The sequence below is a fragment of the Azospirillum agricola genome, from assembly GCF_017876095.1.
Taxonomy (GTDB): Bacteria; Pseudomonadota; Alphaproteobacteria; order Azospirillales; family Azospirillaceae; genus Azospirillum; species Azospirillum agricola.
Genome location: NZ_JAGINM010000004.1, coordinates 1 through 18493 on the forward strand (window position 1 = coordinate 1; position 18493 = coordinate 18493).

Sequence of the window (18493 nt, forward strand, 5' to 3'; positions counted from 1 at the left end):
CGTCCAGCATGAGTGCCTCCGGCCAAGATCGTTTTCTCAGATGTACAACAGGTTTCAGTTCACTCCATCACCCAGAAACTGCCAAAGTAGTACTAGGGACGCGTGTCCTCGTTCAGCGCCATGATGCCGATGCCCATGGCGACGCTGCCGAAGGTCAGCATCAGGCTGCCATAGAGCATCACGATGGCCACGAGGCCATACTCGCTGTTGCCGATCAGCGTCGCCAGACGGGCGACGTCGAACCACAGAAGACCCGTGCCGAGCACCACGGCGCCGGCGATGCCGGACAGCAGATGCTTCAGCAGGAACAGGATGGCCGCTTTTTCAAAAGGTTTCATGGCGGGATTCTTCACGTCGAATGCCCTTGTACCCTGACGGATATGGAGCGGGGGCCGGCCCGGGCAATTGATCGGAACGGCCTAGCCTTTCGTACCAACCGTCACGTTGGGCGTCCCGCCGAGCCGCCGGACGATGCCGGCCAGTTCGTCGGCGGTCGCGGCCACCTCGGCCTCGTCGGTGCCGCGAAGGACCAGGCTCACGCCGAAGAAACCGTTGCGGAAATAGGGATAGCTGCCGATCTCCAGCTCCGGATGGCGGTCCTGCAACGCGCCGAGCTCGGCGGCGATCACCCCTTCCGCCAGCTCGCAGGCGACGGTGCGGGCGTGCAGCTCCGGCCCGCCGGCCAGACGCGGCAGCAGCCCGTCCAGCATCGCCTGCATGATGTTCGGCACCCCCGCCAGCACGAACACGTTGCCGAGCTGGAAGCCGGGCGCCTGGCTGATCGGGTTGTCGATCAGGATGCCGCCGGCCGGGATGTTGGCCATGCGCAGCCGTGCCTCGTTGAGGTGCTGGGCCGAACCGTAATGCCGCTCCAGCCGGGCGACCGCCTCCGGATTGCGCTCCAGGGCCACGCCGAACGCCTTGGCGACGCAAGCCGACGTGATGTCGTCGTGGGTCGGCCCGATGCCGCCGGTGGTGAAGACGTAGGTGTAGCGGGCGCGCAGCGCGTTGACCGCCGCGACGATCTCCTCCTCGACGTCGGCGACGACGCGGGCCTCGCGCAGCCGCACGCCGATGCCCGACAGCGCCTCGGCGATGTGGCCGAGGTTGGCGTCCTTGGTGCGGCCCGACAGGATCTCGTTGCCGATGACGAGCACGGCGGCGGTGGGGTTCATCGCGGGGAAACTCCGGGCTGGCGCGGCGGCCGGTGGCGGGGTAGCGTCGCGCCCAACATGCGCTTTCCCACCCCCCTTCTTCAAGGCCGGCTGATCCGCCGCTACAAGCGCTTCCTGGCCGACGTCGAACTCGGCGGGGAGCCCGGTGGCGAAGTCGTGACCGTCCATGTCCCCAACTCCGGCAGCATGATCGGGCTGGACGCGCCGGGCTCGCCGGTGTGGCTGTCGCGCTCCGGCAACCCGAAGCGCAAGCTCGCCCACACGCTGGAGCTGGTCGAGCCCGCCGCCGCCTGGGGCGAGGGGCTGGTCGGCGTCAACACCGGCCACCCCAACGCGCTGGTCGCCGCCGCCATCGCCGCCGGCACCATCCCCGAGCTGGCCGGCTACGCCCGGCTGCGGCGCGAGGTGAAATACGGCAGGAACTCCCGCATCGACGTGCTGCTGGAGGATGATTTCCGTCCGCCGGCCTATGTCGAGGTCAAGAACGTTCATCTGCGCCGCCCGTCGCGCGGCGACGGGCTGGCCGCCGAATTCCCCGACTGCGTCACCGCGCGCGGCGCCAAGCATCTGGAGGAGATGGCCGCGATGGTGGCCCAGGGCTGCCGCGCGGTGATGCTGTATCTTGTCCAGCGCACCGACTGCACCCATTTCCGGACGGCGGCCGATCTCGATCCGGCCTATGACTCCGGGCTGCGCCGCGCGCTCGAATCGGGCGTCGAGGCGCTCTGCTGGTCTTGCGCGATCACGCCCGAATCGATTGAATTGGATCGTCCGCTGCCTCTGCGCCTGTGAGGCGCCGCGTCCGCGTTCGTCACCGCCTGTCCCGCACCGCCTGTTCTGCTTTTGGGGGCTTACCGTCTTGGAACACAACCACGTCGAATCCAACCGTGTGCGGCTGCATGGTCCGGAGGGATTCGAAGGCATGCGCAAGGCCGGCCGCCTCGCCGCCATGACGCTCGACTTCATCGGCCCCTATGTGCAGCCGGGCGTCACCACCGGCGAGCTCGACCGCCTGCTCGAACAGTTCATCCGCGACCACGGCGCGGTGCCGGCGCCGCTCGGCTACCGGGGCTTCCCGCGCGCCAACTGCATCTCGGTCAACCACGTCGTCTGCCACGGCATCCCCGGCGACAAGCGGCTGGTCGACGGCGACATCCTGAACATCGACGTCACCCCGATCGTCGACGGCTGGTACGGCGACTCCAGCCGCATGTATCTGTGCGGCAACGTCGGCGTGAAGGCGCGCAAGCTGATCGACGTCACCTACGAGGCGCTGATGCTCGGCATCTCGGTGGTGAAGCCGGGCGCCACGCTGGGCGACATCGGCCACGCCATCCAGACCTTCGCCGAGGGCCAGCGCTATTCGGTGGTGCGCGACTTCTGCGGACACGGGCTGGGCCGGACCTTTCACGAGCCGCCGTCGGTCCTGCATTTCGGCAAGCCCGGCGAGGGCATGGTCCTGCGCGAGGGCATGATCTTCACCATCGAGCCGATGCTGAACGCCGGCCGCGCCGACGTGAAGATCCTGGGCGACGGCTGGACCGCCGTGACCAAGGACAAGTCGCTGTCCGCCCAGTTCGAGCATTCGCTCGGCGTCACCGCCGACGGGGCGGAGATCTTCACCCTCTCGCCCGAGGGGCACACCAGGCCGCCCTACCCCGAGGCGTCCGCCTGACCCTTTCCGCTCGCGCCGCGGGCAAGTCCGCTGTGCCCACGCGCGGGAAGGCGGTATAGTCGTCGCCATACGAATGGATGGCGACGCAACGATGGCTGCGGGAAAGACCGGGAAGAGCAAGGGCGGCAGGCCAGGAGCCGGCGGCGGGCTGGACGATTTCAGCACCCCGTCCGCCGACCTGCTGGCGGCGGTGGAGCCGGCCGGCGCCATATTGACGCCCACGGCGACACCCACGGCGGCGCCCGCCGCCGATGCGGCGGACGACGATCCCCACTACACCAACCACCGCGACCGGCTGCGCCGCCGCTTCCTCGACAAGGGCGGCGACGCGCTGGAGGATTACGAGCTGCTGGAGATGGTGCTGTTCGCCGTCAACCCGCGGCGCGACGTGAAGCCGCTGGCCAAGGCGCTGATCCGGGCCTTCGGGGACCTGTGGGGGGTGGTCAACGCGCCGGCCGAACGGCTGCGCGGCTTCAAGGCGGACGGCGTGTCGCTCGGCACCGACAACGCCGTCGCCAGCGTGCGGGTGGTGGGGGCGGCGGCGCTGCGGGCGATGCAGAAGCGGGTGATCGACCGGCCGGTGCTGGCCTCCTGGCAGGCACTGCTGGATTACTGCGCGGCGGCGATGGCGCACGAGCCGACCGAGCAGTTCCGGCTGCTGTTCCTCGACCGCAAGAACATCCTGATCGCCGACGAGGTGCAGCAGCGCGGCACCGTCGACCACACCCCGGTCTACCCGCGCGAGGTCGCCAAGCGCGCGCTGGAGCTGGCGGCCAGCGCGGTGATCCTGGTCCACAACCACCCCTCCGGCGACCCGACGCCGAGCCGCGCCGACATCGAGATGACCAAGGAGATCGTCCGCGCCGCCAACGCCGTGGGTCTGGCGGTGCACGACCACCTGATCATCGGCAAGGGCGGCAAGCACACCAGCTTCAAGGCGCAGCGGCTGCTGTAAGCGGAATTGCGTGGCCGGTTGCCCAATCCCGCTGAGAACCCCGTCCATCCCACCTCAGGACGGCATTGGATCCACCGCCGGGGCCGCGCCGACATGCTGCACAGCCGATCCGCCGATCTCGTCCCATTCGGCTTTCGAGCCGACGAAGTTGTGCCGCACGACGCGCGACGTGGTCGGTTCATCCAGCAGCCCTGCCGGAACCCAGACGGACTCGCCCGTCCGCGTCGGGTTCGGCACATTGCTGCCGCAGACCGAGCAGAAATCGACGCGGTAGCCTGAATCCCGGACGAAGGTCCGGACGATGTCCTCTCCCGACCTCCAGGCGAAGTCCGACGCCGGGACGACGAAGGCCGCGTTGGCCGCGGCCCCGGTGACCTTCCGGCACAGGGAACAGTGGCACTGGTAGAGATCCGGGATCTCCCCCCGGATCTCGAACGACACGCCGCCGCAAAAACAGGATCCCTTCACCTTGCCTCCTCCGGCCGGCTTCCGGCCCCGTCGCCCCGCCCCGTCAGTTCACCGTTTCCGGCATCCGCGCCTGCTGCTGCACGAAGGCGACGAACTCGTCGAAGGGCATCGGGCGACCCAGCAGATAGCCCTGGATCTGGTCGCAGCCGAGCCCGGCCAGGCAGTGGAACTGCTCCTCCGTCTCCACCCCCTCGGCCAGGGTCTGCATCCGCAAGCTGCGCGCCATGCCGATGATCGCCTCGGCGATGGCGCCGCTGTCGGGGTCGTCGAAACGCAGCTCGCTGACGAAGGAGCGGTCGATCTTCAACTTGTCCACCCGGAAGCGCTTGAGATAGCTCAGGCTGGAATAGCCGGTGCCGAAATCGTCGATCGCCAGCGGCACCCCCATGGCGCGCAGCCGGGCGAAGGTGTCGGCCACCACGTCGGAATCGTCCATCAGGACGCTCTCCGTCACCTCCAGCTCCAGCGATTCCGCCGGCACGCCGTAGGTCGACAGCCAGCCGGCCACCCGCTCCGCCAGCCCGGGGCGGCGCACCTGCACCGCCGACAGGTTGATGGCGATCAGCAGCTCCCGGTGCTTGCGCAGCTGAGCCGCCCGCCGGCAGGCCTCGCCGAGCACCCAGTCGCCGAGCGGCAGGATCAGGCCGGTGTCCTCGGCCACCGGGATGAACTGGCCGGGCATGATCAGCGAGCCGTCCGGCTGGCGCCAGCGCACCAGCGCCTCGGCCCCGACCAGACGGCGGCCGGCGGCCGCGAACTGCGGCTGGAAGAACAGCTCCAGCTCGTTGTTGGCCAGCGCCCGGCGCAGGTTGTTCTCCGTCCACATCCGGTCCGACGCCCGGCGGTTCAGCTCCGGCGTGAAGACATGGTAGGTGGCGCGCCCGGCCTCCTTGGCGGCGTACATCGCCATGTCGGCGTTCTTCATCAGCGCGTCGATGGTCGTGCCGTCGTCGGGATAGACGGCGACGCCGATGGAGGGCGTGACCAGCAGCTCGTGCCCGTCGATGTGGAAGGGCTCCGACAGCGCCCGCAGCACCTTGCGCGCCACCGTGCCGGCGTCGTCGGGCGTGTCCACGTCGTTGATGAGGATGATGAACTCGTCGCCGCCCTGGCGGCTGACGGTGTCGCTGGCCCGCACCGTGCCGAGCAGCCGGGCGCCGACCCCGCGCAGCAGCGTGTCGCCCACCGGGTGGCCCAGGCTGTCGTTGATCGTCTTGAAGCGGTCGAGGTCGATGAACAGCAGCCCGACCTTGGTGCCGTGGCGGCTGGCCGCCAGCATCGCGCGCTCCAGCCGGTCGCGCAGCAGGAAGCGGTTCGGCAGGTCGGTCAGGAAATCGTACTGCGCCAGATGGCGGATGCGCTCCTCCTGGGCGCGGGTCTCGGTGATGTCGGTGAAGGCGGCGATGTGGTTGACCACGGCGCCGGCCTCGCTGTGCACCACCTTGATGCTCAGCCATTCCGGAAAGACCTCGCCGCTCTTGCGGGTGTTCCAGACCTCGCCGGCCCAATGGCCGTTCTCGCGGAGCTGCGCCCACAGATCGTCGAAGAAGCGCGAGTCGTGGCGGTCGGACTTCAGGAATTTCGGGTCGCGGCCGATCGCCTCCTCCCGGCCGTAGCCGGTGATGCGGGTGAAGGCGTCGTTGACGGCGACGATCAGGTTGCGCTCGTTGGTGACGAACATGCCCTCGGCGGCGTTGTCGAACACCTTGGCCGACAGGCGCAGCTCCCATTCGGCCCGCTTGCGCTCGGAGATGTCGCGGGCGATGGCGGAATAGTAGGTCTCGCCCTCGTAGGCGATGCGGCTGGCGGTGACCTCCAGCTCCAGGGCGCGGCCGTCGGCGGTGTAGTAGACCGTCTCGTAATGGCCGGCGGCGCCCTCCCCCTCGGCGGCGAAGCGCTGCAACAGGTCGGCCTGCCCCTTGACCAGATCCTCCAGCCGGCCGCCGAGCGCCCGGCAGCCGAAGGGGTTGACGTAGGCGATGCGCAGCTGCGCGTCGGCCAGCACGACGATCTCCGACACATGGTCGACGAAGAAGTTGGCGAGGTAGAGCTGCCTCGCCCGCTCGCGCAGCATGCTGTCGCTGCGCCGCATGCGCAGCTGGTAGGCGCCGACGATGCGCCGGATCCAGCCGGTCACCAGCCAGGACACGCCGACCGAGGCGAGCAGCGCCAGCCCGAGGATGCCGACCGTCGTCCACACGCGCTGGTCGACGCCCCGCCGCATCTCGGCCCGCCGCTCCGCCATCGCCGCGTCGAGATCGTCGATGTAGAAGCCGGCGACCAGCACCCAGCCCCAGATCCCCGGCGCCGACACATAGGCCATCTTCGGCGTCGGCCGCCCGGTGACCGGATGCACCCAGTCGTAGCGCAGCTCGCCGCCGCCCTGCCGGCCGATCTCCAGCAGACGGCTCACCAGATCGCGCTCGGTCGCCCAGGGCAGGTCGCGCGCGTTCATGCCCTCCGACGCCGGGGCGGTGGGCGACAGCAGCACCTGCCCATCCTCGCGCAGCACGCCGACGTAGCCGGTCTCGCCGAAGCGGGAGGAGCGCAGCCGCTCCAGCGATTCCCGTTGCAGCCGCGCCTCGACCGCCCCGACGGAATCGGCGGCGCCGATCAGCCAGTCGTAGGGCTCGAAGCGGCGGACATAGGCCAGCTTCTCCACCGCCCGGTCGGGATCGTCGGGCATGCGCCAGCGGTAGCGGGCGAAGCCGCGCGCGGTCGGATCCTGGGCGGCGCGCAACAGCTCGCGCGTCACGGCGGCGACGGCCGGATCGGGATCGGCGAAGGGCGAGCGCCCCTCGCGCGCCGGCTCCGTCGGCTGCAACACCGTGCCGCCGGCGAGGTCGGTGATGAAGTAATAGCCGCGCCCGTTGGCGAAGCGGAGGGGACGCAGGGTCTCCTTGATCGATTCACGGACCGATTCGGCCGGCAGGATGTCCTTCTCCCGCTCGTAAACGGAACGGGCGATGGCGTAGGCCTCGTCCACCTGCCCGCGGATCTGCTCCTTCAGCGCCGGTTCCGTGCGCGAGCGCATGTAGGCGAGGTAGGAGCGGGCGTTCTCCACCTCCTGCTCCAGCGCCTGGCGCTGCTCGCGCAGATAGCGCGCCTCCGACTGCCGCAGGTCGTTCTCGAAATCCAGCCAGTGCTGCCAGACGAAGTAGAAGCCGAGCCCAAGGACGAGGGCGGTCACCAGCGTCAGCGAGGCGAGGAATTGCAGACGGTACAGGCGGGCCTCGTCGGACGGGCGAGACGGCTCGCGCACCAACTCGGCGACGGGATCGGACAACGGGGAACCCTCCTCAGGCGCGGATCGGGGCTTCCTCCAGCGCGCGCCGCAATTCTTGCTTAATGCTCGCAAGACTGCAACTGCCAGCGCGCAAGCACGACCGACACGCGATTTTCCGACCGAATTCCTCGCATCGTTCCGCGCCGGACCGAAAACCTCGCGGCACGATGGCGTCATCCCGGTTTCCGCTTCGCCTGTCGATAGGCGCTTATTCCCTTCGATCAGAAAGGAGCCGTTCGGGAAATTTAACCAAATTCGCGCAAAATCGTCCGAACCCCGGCATCGACCTGGCGGGGCTTTGCAACGGGGCGCTCCACGGTTATGGTCCGCGCGCGCGTGACCCTGCGTCCGTCCCCCCAAGCCTGTCGTTCCCGAACCTGTCGCGTCAGGTCCGCATCCTTCGGAGAGTGCCGATGATCCCCCGCTACACCCGCCCCGAAATGGCCCGCATCTGGGAGCCCGAGAACCGCTTCCGCATCTGGTTCGAGATCGAGGCGCACGCCTGCGACGCGCAGGCCGAGCTGGGCGTCATCCCCAAGGAGGCGGCGGCCGCCGTCTGGGAACGCGGCAAGTGGGAGATCGACCGCATCGACGAGATCGAGCGCGAGACCCGGCACGACGTCATCGCCTTCCTGACCAACCTCGCGGAGCATGTCGGGCCGGAGGCGCGCTTCGTCCACCAGGGCATGACCTCGTCGGACGTGCTGGACACCTGCCTCGCGGTGCAGATGACGCAGGCCGCCGACCTGCTGCTCGAGGACATGGACAAGCTGCTGGCCGCGCTGAAGCGCCGCGCCTTTGAACACAAGAACACCGTCACCATCGGCCGCAGCCACGGCATCCACGCCGAGCCGACGACCTTCGGCCTGAAGCTGGCCGGCCATTACGCCGCCTTCGCGCGCGGCCGCGAGCGTCTGGTCCAGGCGCGCAAGGACATCGCCACCTGCGCCATCTCGGGCGCGGTCGGCACCTTCGCCAACATCGACCCGCGCGTCGAGGAGCATGTCGCCGCCAAGCTGGGCCTGGCGGTGGAGCCGGTCTCCACCCAGGTGATCCCGCGCGACCGCCACGCCTTCTACTTCTCGGTGCTGGGCGTCATCGCGTCGAGCGTCGAGAATCTGGCGACCGAGATCCGCCACCTGCAACGCACCGAGGTGCGCGAGGCCGAGGAGTATTTCCACCCCGGCCAGAAGGGCTCGTCGGCGATGCCGCACAAGCGCAACCCGGTGCTGTCGGAGAACCTGACCGGGCTCGCCCGCATCGTCCGCGCCGCCGTCGTCCCGGCGCTGGAGAACGTCGCGCTGTGGCACGAGCGTGACATCTCGCACAGCTCGGTCGAGCGCATGATCGGCCCCGACGCGACGGTGACGCTGGACTTCGCCCTGATGCGCCTGACCGGCATGATGGAGAAGCTGGTGGTCTATCCGGAGCGCATGCAGAAGAACCTGGACGACCTGGGCGGGCTGGTCTTCTCGCAGCGCGTCCTGCTGGCCCTGACCCAGGCCGGGATGAGCCGCGAGGACAGCTACAAGGCGGTGCAGCGCAACGCCATGCAGGTGTGGGAGCATGGCGGCAACTTCCTGGAGCTGCTGTCGAACGACGCCGACGTCGCCAAGCACATCGGCCGCGAGACGCTGGCCCCGATGTTCGACATGACCTATCACACCAAGCACGTCGACACGGTGTTCAAGCGCGTCTTCGGGGAGTAAGGGGCTGACCGGCGGCTGCTCGTCGCCGTTCGATCGTCATGGCCGGGCTTGACCCGGCCATCCACGCTGTGGCGGTTTGCCAAGCTTGCGGCCGTGGATGCCCGGATCAAGTCCGGGCATGACGCTCCGTAATTCAGAGCGGATTCTTTCGAACCGGTCTCAAGCAAGTCCATCGTACAAATCCGCCCATTCCGGATTGTTTTCCAGAATCAACTGGACTTTCCAGGCACGCGGCCAGTGCTTCATGTTCTTCTCACGCTGGATCGCAGTCTGGATCTCCGGATAAGGCTCGACATGCACCAAGCGCTTGAGGCCGTGCCTCTTGGTGAAGCCATCGATGGCTCCCTCCCGGTGCCCCCAGATGCGGCGGGCGAGGTTGCCGGTGACGCCGACGTACAAGGTCCCGTTCGGACGGTTGGTCAGAATATAGACCCGGCCCCCACGCATGCCATGCCCCACCACTTCGACAACGCATCCTATGCGTGTTTTGGCATGCGGAAAATCCCTCATCGTCATGCCCGGCCTTGTGCCGGGCATCCACGGCCGCAAATTCCAACAAGAAGGCCCGGTGCGTCCTCCGCACCGGGCCTTTCACGTTCAGGCGCGTCAGACAGACGGCGGCCGCCTCACTCGGCGTTGACCTGCTGGCGGGCGAGCTCCAGCAGATGCCCCATCTCGCGCTCGACCCGGTGGTCGGAGATGTCGACGCCCCTGGCGTGCAGGTCGGCGGCCAGCCGGTCGCGGATGTCGTGCGGGCCCGGCGTGCCGATGTCCACCTCGACGATCTGCCGGGCGTAGGCCTCGGCCTCGGCCCCGCCCAGCCCCATCAGGCCGGCGGCCCACAGGCCGGCCAGCTTGTCGCGCCGCATGCGGATGCGAAAGAGCAGGTCCTCGTCGTGCTGGAACTTGTTCTCGAAAGCCTTTTCACGATCGTCGAAGGTCGTCATGGGGACCCGGGCTCCTTGGATTGGTTTTCGCTCCCGTATAAGGATTATATAGCCGGGATGGCCCCGCCGTCACCGTTCCGCCGCACCCCTGCTGCGGAGATTCCGTCGAGCGGCGCCATACCCTTGGGGAAAACGCCCTCGGGAACCATGAAGGACAAGGTGCGACATGTGCAGCGTCATCCTCCTGCGGCGGCCCGGCGCAACCTGGCCGCTGGTCGTCGGCGCCAACCGCGACGAGATGGCCGGCCGGCCCTGGAAGGCCCCGGCGCGCCACTGGCCGGACCGCCCGAATCTCGTCGCCGGGCTGGACGAGCTGGCCGGAGGCTCCTGGCTCGGGCTGAACGACGAGGGGCTGGTCGCCGGCATCCTCAACCGTCACGGCACGCTGGGGCCGGAGACCGGCAAGCGGTCGCGCGGCGAGCTGGTGCTCGACGCGCTCGACCACGCCGACGCCCTTGATGCGGCCCGCTCGCTGGCCGACCTCGACACCCGCGCCTACCGGCCCTTCAACCTCGTGCTGGCCGACAACCGCGACGCCTATCTGCTGAGCCACCGCGGCCCCTCGGCGCGCAACCGGCCGGAGGTGATCGCGATCCCGGAGGGCGTCCACATGATCACCGCCTTCGACCTCGACGACGAGGCGGAGGATTCGCGCATCGCCCTCTACCGCCCCCTGTTCGCGCACGCCGAACCGCCGACGACCGGCGCCGAGGACGCGGCGGCCTTCGGCTGGGGCGGCTGGCCGGAACTGCTGGGCAGCCGCATCTGGGAGGGCGAGCGCGGCGAGCGCGGCGCCATGGATTTCCGCCTGCCCATGGGCTTCGGCACGGTGTCGAGCGCGCTGATCGCCCTGCCCTCGGCCGAGCGGCCCGAGCTGGATCCGATCTGGCATTTCGCCGCCGGCCGGCCGCACGAGACCCCCTTCGTTCCCGTCGCGCTGGACTGACCCGTACCGGGCGGGGAACCGGTGTCGTTGTGTTCCCCCGGCCGGCTTGCTATATCACAAGGGCACATTCCTGGACCGGCAAGCTCACTTGTCCGGTCCGCTCGTATTTGGACGATGACACGATGACACGACGCCGGCGCATCTACGAAGGCAAGGCGAAGGTCCTGTTCGAGGGACCGGAACCCGGCACCTTGGTGCAGTACTTCAAGGACGACGCGAGCGCCTTCAACAACCAGAAGAAGGGCGTCATCACCGGCAAGGGGGTGCTGAACAACCGCATCTCCGAATATCTGATGAGCCGCCTGTCGGAAATCGGCGTGCCGACGCATTTCGTGCGCCGCCTGAACATGCGCGAGCAGCTCGTCCGCGAGGTCGAGATCATCCCCATCGAGCTGGTCGTGCGCAACGTCGCCGCCGGCTCGCTGTCGCAGCGCTTCGGGATCCCGGAAGGCACGCCGCTGCCGCGCTCGATCATCGAGTACTACTACAAGTCGGACGAACTCCACGATCCGATGGTCTCGGAGGAGCACATCACCGCCTTCGGCTGGGCGGCTCCCCAGGATCTCGACGACATGGTGGCGCTGTCGCTCCGCGTGAACGACTATCTCTCGGGCCTCTTCCTCGGCATCGGGCTGAAGCTGGTGGACTTCAAGCTGGAGTTCGGCCGGCTGTGGGAGAACGAGGAGATGCGCATCGTCCTGGCCGACGAGATCAGCCCGGACAATTGCCGCCTGTGGGACGTCAAGACCAACGAGAAGCTCGACAAGGACCGGTTCCGCCAGGATCTCGGCCGCGTCGAGGAAGCCTACCAGGAGGTCGCGCGGCGCCTCGGCATCCTGCCGGAAGGCGGTCCGAGCGACGTCAAGGGCCCCAAGACCCTCCAGTAGCCACTCTTCAGCAACCCTTCTTTGTTTCACCAAGCGAGCGGACAATCCGATGAAGGCGAAGGTTCACGTCACCCTCAAGCGCGGCGTTCTGGATCCCCAGGGCAAGGCCATCGCGCACGCGCTGCACACGCTGGGCTTCGACGGCGTCGAGGACGTCCGCGCCGGCAAGGTGATCGAGCTCACCCTCAGCAGCACCGACGAGGCGGCCGCCCGCAAGGAGGTCGAAGCCATGTGCGGCAAGCTGCTCGCCAACACCGTGATCGAGGATTACGCCATCGAGCTGGTGGCCTGATCCGGGCCTGCCCGCCTTGGTGATCCGTCACCACGACGACGCGAAGGCACGAAGGGGGTCGTGAGGACGGCCGACGGGCGGCATGCCCGGCGGGTCCGCCCTTCACGGTCCTCTCCGTGCCTTTCCTGTTTTCGCATGGGTCCGTTCCTTATGTCCGTCGCCCATCTCGCCGCCCTCGATCCGATCTTCGCCGAATGCCTGCGTGTCGGCGGGCCGACCGTGCGCGACTTCTCGCGCCCCGGCGGCTTTCCCGGCCTGCTGCGCATGGTGATGGAGCAGCAGCTCTCCACACGGGTCGCCGCCGTGCTGTGGGCGAAGCTGGAAACGAGACTCGGGGGTCTCGTCACCCCGGACGCCATCCTGGCGCTGGACGACGACACGCTGCGGGCTTGCGGCTTCTCGCGCCAGAAGATCGGCTACGCCCGTGGGCTGGCCGAGGCGGTCACGGGCGGGCGGCTGGATTTCGACACCGTCCACGCCCTGCCGGACGAGGAGGCGATCGCGGCGCTGGTCGCCCTGAAGGGGATCGGCCGCTGGACCGCCGAGGTCTATCTGATGGCGGCGCAGGACCGGCCGGACATCTGGCCGATCGGCGATCTGGCGATCCAGCTCGGCGTGCAGCGGCTGAAGGGCTGGCCCGACAAGCCGACGGCCAAGCAGTTGCTGGCGGTCGCCGAGCCCTGGCGCCCCCACCGGACCATCGCCGCCCGGCTGGTCTGGCACCATTACGTCGCCTTGCAGGAGCAGGCGCGGGAACAAGCGCGGAAGCCACGATGATCGACCTGACCATTTCGACCGTCCTGCTCGGCAAGGCCGTGCCCTTCGGGCCGCCCGGCCGCACCAGCGCCATCGGCAAGACGCCGGTCGACGGCCCGCGCGCCGTCGGCGTCAACGGCTTCCTCGACGACGAGCAGGCCGACCGCCGGGTCCATGGCGGGCCGGACAAGGCGATCCACCATTACCCGCTCGACCACCACGCCGCGTGGCGGGACGATCTCGGCGAGGATCTGCCGCTGCTCGGCACGCCCGGCGCCTTCGGCGAGAACCTCTCGACGCGGGGCGTCACCGAAGCCGATATCTGCCTGGGCGACCGGCTGCGCGCCGGCACCGCCCTGCTGGAGGTGGCGCAGGCCCGCCAGCCCTGCTGGAAGCTCAACCACCGCTTCGGCGTGCCCGACATGGCAAAGCGCGTGCAGACCACAGCGCGCACCGGCTGGTACTATCGCGTCATCGATGAGGGCGCCATCGGCCCCGGCGACCGGCTGACCCTGGTCGAGCGCCCTTGCCCCGGCTGGCCGCTCGCCCGGCTGCTGCGGGTGCTGTACGTCGACACGATGGACCGCGCGGCGCTGGCCGAGATGGCCGCCCTGCCGGCCCTGGCGCGGAGTTGGAAGACGCTCGCCGAACGCCGGCTGGAGCGGAGCGCGGTCGAGGATTGGGCCGGCCGGCTGAACGGCGACTGAGCGGCCTTCCCACTCCTCCCAGAACGAAAAAGCCCTTCTCCCGCAAGGGGAGAGGGGCTTCTTGGTGTCTACGCCCCCTTCCCCCGCCCACGCCTTCACCACTTGGCATTCTTCTTGCGCAAGGAACGGACAGCCCCACACGGGTTTGCCCGCGCTTTGCGCTGCCTTTCCGCAGCCTGCCCAGCCCGGAGGCAATTCCGCGCTTGCACCTATTCGCCTAATCTGTTAGCAGATTGCCTGAAATTTAGGCAAAATGCTGAAAGTTTGCGCATATGGACACGGCAAGAACCGGGGGCGACGTTCTGTTCGTCCTGATCGGCGCGGTGATGGTGTTGGCGATGCATTGCGGCTTCGCCCTGCTGGAGGTCGGCACGGTCCGCCGCAAGAATCAGGTCAACGCGCTGGTGAAGATCCTCTCCGATTTCGCCATGTCCACGCTCGCCTATTTCCTGATCGGCTACACCGTCGCCTACGGCGTGGATTTCTTCGCCGACGCCAAGACGCTGGTCGGCAAGGGCGGCGCCGGCTTCGCCGCCTACGGCTACGATCTGGTGAAGTTCTTCTTCCTGGCGACCTTCGCCGCCGCCGTGCCGGCCATCGTGTCGGGCGGCATCGCCGAGCGCGCCCGTTTCTGGCCGCAGATGGGCGCGACCGTCGCGCTGATCGCGCTGTTCTACCCGCTGCTCGAGGGTACCGTCTGGGGCAGCCGCTTCGGCCTGCAAGCCTGGATGACCGAAGCGTTCGGCCAGCCCTTCCACGATTTCGCCGGCTCGGTGGTGGTCCACGCCTTCGGCGGCTGGGTGGCGCTGGGCGCCGTGCTGCATCTCGGCAACCGGCGCGGCCGCTACCGGGCCAACGGCTCGCTGATCGCCATCCCGCCGTCGAACATCCCCTTCCTGGCGCTCGGCGCCTGGGTGCTGTGCGTCGGCTGGTTCGGCTTCAACGTGATGAGCGCCCAGGCGCTCGACGGCGTGTCGGGTCTGGTCGCGCTCAACTCGCTGATGGCGATGGTCGGCGGCATCGTCACCTCGCTGGTCATCAGCCGCACCGATCCGGGCTTCGTCCACAACGGGGCGCTCGCCGGGCTGGTCGCGGTCTGCGCCGGGTCGGACGTCATGCACCCGCTGGGCGCGCTGATCACCGGCGGGATCGCCGGGCTGCTGTTCGTCTGGGCCTTCAACAAGTGCCAGATCGACTGGAAGATCGACGACGTGCTGGGCGTCTGGCCGCTGCACGGGCTTTGCGGCCTGACCGGCGGCCTGCTGGCCGGCGTGTTCGGGCAGGAGGCGTTGGGCGGGCTCGGCGGCGTGTCGCTCGCCTCGCAGGCCGTCGGCACGCTGGGCGGCGCCGGCTTCGGCTTCGCCGCCGGCCTCGCGGTCTATGGCTTGCTGAAGGCGGTCGTCGGCATCCGCCTGGACCAGGAGCAGGAGTATCGCGGCGCCGACCTGTCGTTGCACCACATCACCGCCTACCCGGAAGAGGACGCGCCGACCCAGTGACGCGGCCGGATCAAGGCTGACCGGAGGCGTCCGGGGGACCGCCGCCCTTGCTTTGCCGGGGCGGCGGCCTTAGTGTCCGGCCCGAACATCTCCCCCCACGACGCCGGATTTTGACCGCCCCATGAAGGCCGCGATCGTCGTTTTCCCCGGCTCCAACCGCGAACGCGACGCCGTCGCCGCGCTGGAGGCCGCCAGCGGAACCAAGCCGCATCTGGTCTGGCACCGCGACACCGAACTGCCCAAGGTCGACCTGATCGTCGTGCCCGGCGGCTTCTCCTATGGCGATTACCTGCGCTCCGGCGCCATGGCGGCGCATTCGCCGATCATGCGCGAGGTGAAGGCGCGGGCCGATCAGGGCGTGCGGGTGCTCGGCGTCTGCAACGGCTTCCAGATCATCACCGAGGCCGGGCTGCTGCCGGGTGCCTTGATGCGCAACGGCGGGCTGAAGTTCGTCTGCCGCGTCCAGCATCTGCGGGTGGAGAACACCGACAGCCCCTTCACGGCGAAATACGCCAAGGGCCAGATCGTGCGCTACCCGGTCGCCCACGGCGACGGCAACTACTGGGCCGACGCCGAGACGGTCAGGCGGCTGGACGGCGAGGGCCAGGTCGCCTTCCGCTACGTCGCCGATGATTCTCGCGCCGACCCGCGCGGCAACCCGAACCATTCGGTGTCCGACATCGCCGGCATCTTCAACGCCAAGCGCACCGTGCTCGGCCTGATGCCGCACCCGGAAGACGCGGTGGAGGGCCTGCACGGCAACACCGACGGCAAGCCGATGTTCGATGGTCTGGTGGAGGCCCTGTCGTGAGCGCGGAAGCTACCCGGGCGCAGGAGCGCCCCGTCACTCTCGAACTGGCCCGCGAGTTCGGCCTGTCCGAGGCGGAATACAACAACGCGCTGGAGATCCTCGGCCGCGTCCCGACCTTCACCGAGATGGGCATCATCTCGGTCATGTGGTCGGAGCACTGCTCGTACAAATCCTCCAAGCTGTGGCTGAAGACGCTGCCGACCACCGGCCCGCAGGTGATCTGCGGCCCCGGCGAGAACGCCGGCGTGGTCGACATCGGTGACGGCGACACCGTCATCTTCAAGATGGAGAGCCACAACCACCCGTCCTACATCGAGCCCTACCAGGGTGCCGCGACCGGCGTCGGCGGCATCCTGCGCGATGTGTTCACCATGGGCGCCCGGCCCATCGCCAACATGAACGCGCTGCGCTTCGGCGATCCCTCCCACCCGAAGACCCGCCATCTGGTGGCCGGCGTCGTGTCGGGCATCGGCGGCTACGGCAACTGCGTCGGCGTCCCCACCGTCGGCGGCGAGACCAACTTCCACCCGGCCTACAACGGCAACATCCTGGTCAACGCGATGACCGTGGGCGTCGCCAAAGCCGACCGGATCTTCTATTCGGCCGCCGCCGGCATCGGCAACCCGGTCGTCTATGTCGGCTCCAAGACCGGCCGCGACGGCATCCACGGCGCCACCATGGCGTCGGCCGAGTTCACCGAGGATTCGGAGGAGAAGCGCCCGACCGTGCAGGTCGGCGACCCCTTCACCGAGAAGCTGCTGATCGAGGCCTGCCTGGAGCTGATGGAGACCGACGCCATCGTCGCCATCCAGGACATGGGCGCCGCCGGCCTGACCTCCTCCTCGGTCGAGATGGCCGGCAAGGGCGGTCTCGGCATCGAGCTGGCGCTCGACAGCCTGCCGATGCGCGAAGAGGCGATGACGCCCTACGAGATCATGCTCTCCGAAAGCCAGGAGCGCATGCTGATCATCCTGAAGCCCGGCCGCGAGGAGGTGGCGAAGGCCATCTTCGACAAGTGGGAGCTGGACTTCGCCGTCATCGGCCACCTGACCGACACCGGCAACCTCGTCATCAAGATGTACGGCGAGACCTGGTGCGACATGCCGATCGCCCCGGTCTCCAACGCCGCCCCCGAATACGACCGCCCGTGGGAGCCGACCCCGGCCGCCGCGGAAGTGCCGGACAGCGTGTTCGACGGCTACGACGCCCCGCTCGGCGACACGTTGGCGAAACTGTTCGCCTGCCCCGATCTGGCCTCCAAGCGCTGGATCTGGGAGCAGTATGACAGCCTCGTCGGCGGCGACACCCGCTTCATGTCGGGCCAGGCCGACGCGGCGGTCGTCCGCGTGCCGGGCCAGACCAAGGCGGTGGCGATCACCACCGACTGCACGCCCCGCTACTGCCTCGCCGACCCGGTCGAGGGCGGCAAGCAGGCGGTCGCCGAGGCGTGGCGCAACCTGTCGGCCGTGGGCGCGCTGCCGCTCGCCATCACCGACAACATGAACTTCGGCAACCCCGAGAAGCCGCGGATCATGGGCCAGTTCGTCGGCGCCGTTCAGGGCATCGGCGCGGCCTGCAAGGCGCTCGACTTCCCGGTCGTCTCGGGCAACGTCTCGCTCTACAACGAGACGAACGGCGAGGCGATCCTCCCCACCCCGGCCATCGGCGGCGTCGGCACCCTGCCCGACGCGATGATCGCGGTCGGCATCGCCTTCCAGAACGAGGGCGACGTCATCCTCGGCGTCGGCGCGGCGACCAACGCCCAGGGCGGCCACATCGGCCAGTCGCTGTTCCTGCGCGAAATCCTCGGCCGCGAGGAGGGTCCGCCCCCGCCGGTCGACCTCGCCGTCGAGCGCCGCAACGGCGATTTCGTGCGCGGCCTGATCCGCGAGGGTCTGGTGGTGTCGAGCCACGACGTCGCCGACGGCGGCCTGATCGTCACCATCGCCGAGATGGCGCTGGCCGGCGGCATCGGCGCCCACCTGACCGGCCTGGACGGCGCGCACCCGCGCGCCCTGTTCGGCGAGGACCAGGGCCGCTACGTGCTGGCGGTCCGCCCGGACGTCGCGGCCAAGGTCCAGGAGAAGGCCAAGGCGGCCGGCGTGCCGGTGGCGGTGCTGGGCGAGACGCGCGGCGCCTCGCTGTCGGACCGCAACGGCGACATCGTCCCGCTGACGCGCCTGAAAACCGTCAACGAGAGCTGGCTGCCCGACTACATGTCGGCCGAGCTGTAAGCCGACCGGGGGATCTAACCCCACTTTCAGGCCGCCATGCCCGCGTCGAACCGGGCATGGCGGCCTTTTGCGTAACGCAAGCCTGCCGAGCCGTGGAAAACCGACGCGGACAGGTGACAAACACGGCCCCCCACCCTACTCTCTTT

18 protein-coding genes are annotated in these 18493 nt (G+C 68.8%); 12 read left to right on the forward strand and 6 right to left on the reverse strand.

Going from position 1 to position 18493, the window contains the following annotated elements; translation table 11 throughout:
* Window positions 1-92: 92 nt before the first annotated feature.
* Together J2847_RS06365 and J2847_RS06370 are read right to left on the reverse strand one after the other, a co-directional pair.
* Complete coding sequence (locus J2847_RS06365; protein ID WP_209778054.1) at window positions 93-338, reverse strand: hypothetical protein; 246 nt, start codon at window positions 336-338, stop codon at window positions 93-95.
* An 81-nt stretch (window positions 339-419) separates the two neighbouring features.
* Window positions 420-1175 carry a competence/damage-inducible protein A gene (locus J2847_RS06370; RefSeq protein WP_209778056.1) on the reverse strand — a complete coding sequence of 252 codons (756 nt, stop codon included), beginning with the start codon at window positions 1173-1175 and terminating at the stop codon, window positions 420-422.
* A gap of 57 nt (window positions 1176-1232) precedes the next feature.
* Here J2847_RS06370 and sfsA point away from each other — a divergent pair, with 57 nt between their 5' ends.
* The 3 genes from sfsA (at window position 1233) to radC (ending at window position 3805) form a co-directional block, all read left to right on the forward strand.
* The gene (gene sfsA / locus J2847_RS06375) at window positions 1233-1967 is read left to right on the forward strand and encodes a DNA/RNA nuclease SfsA (RefSeq protein ID WP_209778057.1); all 735 of its coding nucleotides are present in this window, start codon (window positions 1233-1235) and stop codon (window positions 1965-1967) included.
* Window positions 1968-2034: 67 nt separating this feature from the next.
* On the forward strand, window positions 2035-2850 hold the full coding sequence (gene map, locus J2847_RS06380; RefSeq protein WP_209778059.1) for a type I methionyl aminopeptidase: 816 nt from the start codon (window positions 2035-2037) through the stop codon (window positions 2848-2850).
* Between the two features lie 91 nt (window positions 2851-2941).
* Window positions 2942-3805: a RadC family protein gene (gene radC, locus J2847_RS06385; RefSeq protein WP_209778060.1), complete on the forward strand. Its 864-nt coding sequence runs from the start codon at window positions 2942-2944 to the stop codon at window positions 3803-3805.
* 54 nt (window positions 3806-3859) lie between these two features.
* On the opposite strand, the gene J2847_RS06390 is transcribed toward radC, so the two are convergent.
* Both J2847_RS06390 and J2847_RS06395 read right to left on the reverse strand, forming a co-directional pair.
* On the reverse strand, window positions 3860-4273 hold the full coding sequence (locus J2847_RS06390) for a GFA family protein (protein WP_209778062.1): 414 nt from the start codon (window positions 4271-4273) through the stop codon (window positions 3860-3862).
* 43 nt (window positions 4274-4316) lie between these two features.
* A complete protein-coding gene (locus tag J2847_RS06395) occupies window positions 4317-7559 on the reverse strand; it encodes a bifunctional diguanylate cyclase/phosphodiesterase (RefSeq protein ID WP_209778064.1) in 3243 nt (1080 codons plus the stop codon).
* Between the two features lie 413 nt (window positions 7560-7972).
* On the opposite strand from J2847_RS06395, the gene purB reads away from it, so the two are divergent.
* Window positions 7973-9268, forward strand: a complete 1296-nt coding sequence (gene purB, locus J2847_RS06400; RefSeq protein WP_209778065.1) for an adenylosuccinate lyase — start codon at window positions 7973-7975, stop codon at window positions 9266-9268.
* Between the two features lie 159 nt (window positions 9269-9427).
* Here purB and J2847_RS06405 read toward each other — a convergent pair whose 3' ends face one another.
* Together J2847_RS06405 and J2847_RS06410 are read right to left on the reverse strand one after the other, a co-directional pair.
* On the reverse strand, window positions 9428-9784 hold the full coding sequence (locus J2847_RS06405) for a GIY-YIG nuclease family protein (RefSeq protein ID WP_233474332.1): 357 nt from the start codon (window positions 9782-9784) through the stop codon (window positions 9428-9430).
* Between the two features lie 110 nt (window positions 9785-9894).
* Complete coding sequence (locus J2847_RS06410) at window positions 9895-10215, reverse strand: DUF1476 domain-containing protein (protein ID WP_209778067.1); 321 nt, start codon at window positions 10213-10215, stop codon at window positions 9895-9897.
* Between the two features lie 166 nt (window positions 10216-10381).
* Between J2847_RS06410 and J2847_RS06415 the strand changes: the two genes are divergently transcribed.
* The 8 genes from J2847_RS06415 (at window position 10382) to purL (ending at window position 18347) form a co-directional block, all read left to right on the forward strand.
* Window positions 10382-11161, forward strand: coding sequence for an NRDE family protein (locus J2847_RS06415; protein WP_209778069.1), 780 nt, complete (start codon window positions 10382-10384; stop codon window positions 11159-11161).
* A gap of 122 nt (window positions 11162-11283) precedes the next feature.
* Window positions 11284-12048 carry a phosphoribosylaminoimidazolesuccinocarboxamide synthase gene (gene purC / locus J2847_RS06420; protein WP_085555081.1) on the forward strand — a complete coding sequence of 255 codons (765 nt, stop codon included), beginning with the start codon at window positions 11284-11286 and terminating at the stop codon, window positions 12046-12048.
* A 49-nt stretch (window positions 12049-12097) separates the two neighbouring features.
* The gene (purS, locus tag J2847_RS06425; RefSeq protein ID WP_209778071.1) at window positions 12098-12340 is read left to right on the forward strand and encodes a phosphoribosylformylglycinamidine synthase subunit PurS; all 243 of its coding nucleotides are present in this window, start codon (window positions 12098-12100) and stop codon (window positions 12338-12340) included.
* Between the two features lie 150 nt (window positions 12341-12490).
* A complete protein-coding gene (locus tag J2847_RS06430; protein ID WP_209778072.1) occupies window positions 12491-13117 on the forward strand; it encodes a DNA-3-methyladenine glycosylase family protein in 627 nt (208 codons plus the stop codon).
* Window positions 13114-13803 (forward strand): MOSC domain-containing protein, encoded by a 690-nt coding sequence (locus J2847_RS06435; RefSeq protein ID WP_209778074.1) that lies wholly within the window; start codon window positions 13114-13116, stop codon window positions 13801-13803. Before J2847_RS06430 ends, J2847_RS06435 begins: the two co-directional genes overlap by 4 nt.
* A gap of 272 nt (window positions 13804-14075) precedes the next feature.
* Entirely contained in the window at window positions 14076-15302 is a 1227-nt protein-coding gene (locus tag J2847_RS06440) for an ammonium transporter (RefSeq protein ID WP_209778076.1), read from the forward strand.
* Window positions 15303-15423: 121 nt separating this feature from the next.
* Window positions 15424-16113 carry a phosphoribosylformylglycinamidine synthase subunit PurQ gene (gene purQ / locus J2847_RS06445; protein WP_209778077.1) on the forward strand — a complete coding sequence of 230 codons (690 nt, stop codon included), beginning with the start codon at window positions 15424-15426 and terminating at the stop codon, window positions 16111-16113.
* Entirely contained in the window at window positions 16110-18347 is a 2238-nt protein-coding gene (gene purL / locus J2847_RS06450) for a phosphoribosylformylglycinamidine synthase subunit PurL (RefSeq protein WP_209778079.1), read from the forward strand. The genes purQ and purL overlap by 4 nt, the downstream gene beginning before the upstream one ends.
* Window positions 18348-18493 lie beyond the last annotated feature (146 nt).

Bases quoted from the DNA above. Each gene is read 5' to 3' on its own strand.
- J2847_RS06365 (WP_209778054.1), bottom strand. From the start codon at position 338: ATGAAACCTTTTGAAAAAGCGGCCATCCTGTTCCTGCTGAAGCATCTG.
- J2847_RS06370 (WP_209778056.1), bottom strand. From the start codon at position 1,175: ATGAACCCCACCGCCGCCGTGCTCGTCATCGGCAACGAGATCCTGTCG.
- sfsA (WP_209778057.1), top strand. From the start codon at position 1,233: ATGCGCTTTCCCACCCCCCTTCTTCAAGGCCGGCTGATCCGCCGCTAC.
- radC (WP_209778060.1), top strand. From the start codon at position 2,942: ATGGCTGCGGGAAAGACCGGGAAGAGCAAGGGCGGCAGGCCAGGAGCC.
- purB (WP_209778065.1), top strand. From the start codon at position 7,973: ATGATCCCCCGCTACACCCGCCCCGAAATGGCCCGCATCTGGGAGCCC.
- J2847_RS06405 (WP_233474332.1), bottom strand. From the start codon at position 9,784: ATGACGATGAGGGATTTTCCGCATGCCAAAACACGCATAGGATGCGTT.
- J2847_RS06410 (WP_209778067.1), bottom strand. From the start codon at position 10,215: ATGACGACCTTCGACGATCGTGAAAAGGCTTTCGAGAACAAGTTCCAG.
- J2847_RS06415 (WP_209778069.1), top strand. From the start codon at position 10,382: ATGTGCAGCGTCATCCTCCTGCGGCGGCCCGGCGCAACCTGGCCGCTG.
- purC (WP_085555081.1), top strand. From the start codon at position 11,284: ATGACACGACGCCGGCGCATCTACGAAGGCAAGGCGAAGGTCCTGTTC.
- purS (WP_209778071.1), top strand. From the start codon at position 12,098: ATGAAGGCGAAGGTTCACGTCACCCTCAAGCGCGGCGTTCTGGATCCC.
- J2847_RS06430 (WP_209778072.1), top strand. From the start codon at position 12,491: ATGTCCGTCGCCCATCTCGCCGCCCTCGATCCGATCTTCGCCGAATGC.
- J2847_RS06435 (WP_209778074.1), top strand. From the start codon at position 13,114: ATGATCGACCTGACCATTTCGACCGTCCTGCTCGGCAAGGCCGTGCCC.
- J2847_RS06440 (WP_209778076.1), top strand. From the start codon at position 14,076: ATGGACACGGCAAGAACCGGGGGCGACGTTCTGTTCGTCCTGATCGGC.
- purQ (WP_209778077.1), top strand. From the start codon at position 15,424: ATGAAGGCCGCGATCGTCGTTTTCCCCGGCTCCAACCGCGAACGCGAC.